The 3,634-nt window shown below is 71.2% G+C and carries 2 protein-coding genes; both read left to right on the plus strand.

The annotated features are described in order from the left end of the window. The first annotated feature begins 329 nt into the window (after nucleotides 1-329). On the plus strand, nucleotides 330-2,468 hold the full coding sequence (gene tkt, locus KBX39_RS26365) for a transketolase (RefSeq protein WP_043329631.1): 2,139 nt from the start codon (nucleotides 330-332) through the stop codon (nucleotides 2,466-2,468). 16 nt (nucleotides 2,469-2,484) lie between these two features. Further along, a partial coding sequence (gene tal, locus KBX39_RS26370) for a transaldolase (protein WP_210873032.1) occupies nucleotides 2,485-3,634 on the plus strand: 1,150 nt, incomplete at its 3' end.

Raw genomic sequence — 3,634 nt, forward strand, 5'->3', positions numbered from 1 at the left:
GCCACCGCGCCCACCGGCGGCTGCCCGGCAGGGTTGCTGACGGGGCGCTCGGTGATCAGGCTCACGGATTGCCACCTTCCGGCATCGGCGGGGGGAGGTCGTTCGGCCCGGACCCGTCGAGGTCCACACACCGCCCCACACACTACGCGGCGTCGTTTTGGCTGCCCCGCAGACCCGGCAACGGTGCGAGCCGTCACACCTGGGGTTGAACGACCGGACGTCCGCGATCCGTACAGAACAGCATGCTGAGATCCCCGGGCGGACGTTTAGCACCGCTCGATAGGGTCATCAGTGAGGGTTCCGCCCATCTGCCGAGGAGCACAACCATCGTGGCTGCCAACCGACCCGAGCTTCCCGCTCTCAACTGGTCCGACCTCGACCGCAGGGCCGTCGACACGGTCCGCGTGCTGGCCATGGACGCCGTGGAGAAATCCGGCAACGGCCACCCGGGGACGGCGATGAGCCTCGCCCCGGTGGCGTACCTGCTCTTCAACCGGGTCATGCGGCACAACCCCGCCGACCCGAACTGGGCCGGGCGCGACCGGTTCGTGCTCTCCGCCGGCCACTCCAGCCTGACGCTCTACATCCAGCTCTTCCTCTCCGGCTACCCGCTGTCGCTGGACGACCTCAAGGCGCTGCGCCAGTGGGGCTCGCTCACCCCGGGCCACCCGGAGCACGGCCACACCCCGGGCGTGGAGACCACCACCGGGCCGCTCGGCCAGGGCCTCGGCAACGCGGTCGGCATGGCGATGGCGGCCCGCCGCGAGCGCGGCCTGTTCGACAGCGAGCCGGACCGCGCCGACTCGCCGTTCCGGCACGACATCTGGTGCATCGCCTCCGACGGTGACATCGAGGAGGGCATCACCCACGAGGCCAGCGCGCTCGCCGGTCACCAGCAGCTCGGCAACCTCTGCGTGATCTACGACGACAACGAGATCTCGATCGAGGACGACACCCGCATCGCCAAGAGCGAGGACGTGGCGGCCCGCTACGAGGCGTACGGCTGGCACGTGCAGACCGTCGACTGGCGCAGCGGCGACGCCGACCAGGGCGACTACCACGAGGACGTGGAGGCGCTGTACCAGGCGCTGCTGGCCGCCAAGGCGGAGACCGGCCGGCCGTCGTTCATCGCGCTGCGCACCATCATCGGCTGGCCCGCGCCGAACAAGAAGAACACCGGCAAGATCCACGGCTCGGCGCTCGGCGCGGACGAGGTGAAGGCCACCAAGGAGATCCTCGGCTTCGACCCGCAGCGCACCTTCGAGGTCGACGAGGAGGTGCTCAAGCACGCCCGTCAGGTGCTGGAGCGTGGCGCGCAGGAGCAGGCCGAGTGGACCACCGGGTTCGACGCCTGGGCGCAGGCCAACCCGGAGCGCAAGGCGCTGTGGGACCGGATGGCCACCCGTACGCTGCCGACCGGCTGGACCGACGCGCTGCCGACCTTCCCGGCGGACGCCAAGGGCGTCGCCACCCGGGCCGCCTCCGGCAAGATCCTGGAGGCCCTGGCGCCGGTGCTGCCGGAGCTGTGGGGCGGCTCGGCCGACCTGGCCGAGAGCAACAACACCACGATGAAGGGCGAGCCGTCGTTCGTCCCGGCCGCGCACGCCACCAAGGACTTCCCCGGTGACGAGTACGGCCGCACGCTGCACTTCGGCATCCGCGAGCACGCCATGGGCGCGATCCTCAACGGCATCGCCCTGCACGGCGGCACCCGCCCGTACGGCGGCACGTTCCTGGTGTTCAGCGACTACATGCGCCCGGCGGTGCGGCTGGCCGCGCTGATGAAGCTGCCGGTGACGTACGTCTGGACGCACGACTCGATCGGCCTCGGCGAGGACGGCCCGACGCACCAGCCGATCGAGCACCTGACCGCGCTGCGGGCCATCCCCGGCCTGGACGTGGTGCGCCCGGCCGACGCCAACGAGACGGTCTGGGCGTGGCGGCAGGCGCTGGAGCACACCGACCGGCCGACCGCGCTGGCGCTCAGCCGCCAGGCGCTGCCGACGTTCGACCGCACCGACCTGGCCGGCGCCGAGGGCGTCGCCAAGGGCGGGTACGTGCTGGCCGAGGCGTCGAACGGCAAGCCGCAGGTGATCCTCGTCGGCACCGGCTCCGAGGTGCAGCTCTGCCTCACCGCGCGGGAGCGGCTGGAGGCCGACGGCACCCCCACCCGGGTCGTCTCCATGCCCTGCCAGGAGTGGTTCTTCGCGCAGGACGAGGCGTACCGGGAGTCGGTGCTGCCGCGCGGGGTAAAGGCACGGGTGAGCGTGGAGGCGGGCATCGCGATGTCGTGGCGCGCGATCGTCGGCGACAGCGGCGAGTGCGTGAGCATCGAGCACTACGGCGCCAGCGCGCCGCACACCGTGCTCTTCGAGCAGTTCGGGTTCACCCCCGACCGGATCGTGGCCGCCGCGCACGCGGCGCTGACCCGGGTGGGCGACATCACCGGTTTCACGACCGGCAACTGAGGGGAGCGTGGACGGCATGACGGACAGGCTGAAGGAGCTCCAGGGCGCCGGTGTGGCGATCTGGCTCGACGACCTTTCCCGGGTACGGCTGAGCTCCGGCGGGCTGGACAAGCTGCGCCGGGAGAGCCACGTAGCCGGGGTGACCACCAATCCGACGATCTTCGCCAAGGCGCTGAGCGACGCCGGCGAGTACGACTGGCAGCTTCGTGACCTCGCCGTACGTGGTGTGGACGTCGAGGAGGCGGTCCGCATGCTCACCACGTACGACGTGCGGTGGGCCTGCGACGTGATGCGCCCGTCGTACGAGACCAGCGGCGGCGTGGACGGCCGGGTGTCGATCGAGGTGGACCCGCGCTCGGCGCACGACGCGGCGAAGACCGTCGCCGAGGCCAAGGCGCTGTGGTGGCTGGTCGACCGGCCGAACCTGTTCATCAAGATCCCGGCCACCGAGGAGGGCCTGCCCGCGATCACCGCGACGCTGGCCGAGGGGATCAGCGTCAACGTCACGCTGATCTTCGGCCTGGACCGGTACTCGCAGGTGATGGAGGCCTTCCTGGCCGGGCTGGAGCAGGCGCAGGCGAACGGGCACGACCTGTCGAAGATCGGCTCGGTCGCCTCGTTCTTCGTCTCCCGGGTCGACACCGAGGTGGACAAGCGGCTGGAGAAGATCGGCTCGGACCGGGCCAAGGCGCTGCGCGGCAAGGCCGCTGTCGCCAACGCCCGGCTGGCGTACGAGCGTTACGGCGAGGTGTTCTCCTCGGCGCGCTGGCAGAAGCTGGCCGACGCGGGCGCCCACCCGCAGCGCCCGCTGTGGGCCTCCACCTCGACGAAGAACCCGGACTACCGGGACGTCATCTACGTCGAGGAGCTGATCGCGCCCGGCACCGTCAACACCATGCCGGAGCCGGTGATCCACGCCTACGCCGAGCACGGCGAGACGAAGCCGGACACCGTCACCGTCGCGTACGACGACGCCCGCCAGGTCTTCGCCGACCTGCTGGCGGTGGGCGTTGACCTGTCCGACGTGATCGCCACGCTGGAGCGCGAGGGCGTGGAGAAGTTCGAGGCGAGCTGGGTGGAGCTGCTGGAGGGGGTCAAGAAGTCCCTCGCCGAGGCGGCCAAGGGCTCGGGCAGCCCGCACCGGGCCGCCGGGAAGAACGCGCAGG

This window comes from Micromonospora sp. D75 (assembly GCF_018070405.1).
In the GTDB taxonomy this organism is placed as follows: Bacteria; Actinomycetota; Actinomycetes; order Mycobacteriales; family Micromonosporaceae; genus Micromonospora; species Micromonospora chalcea.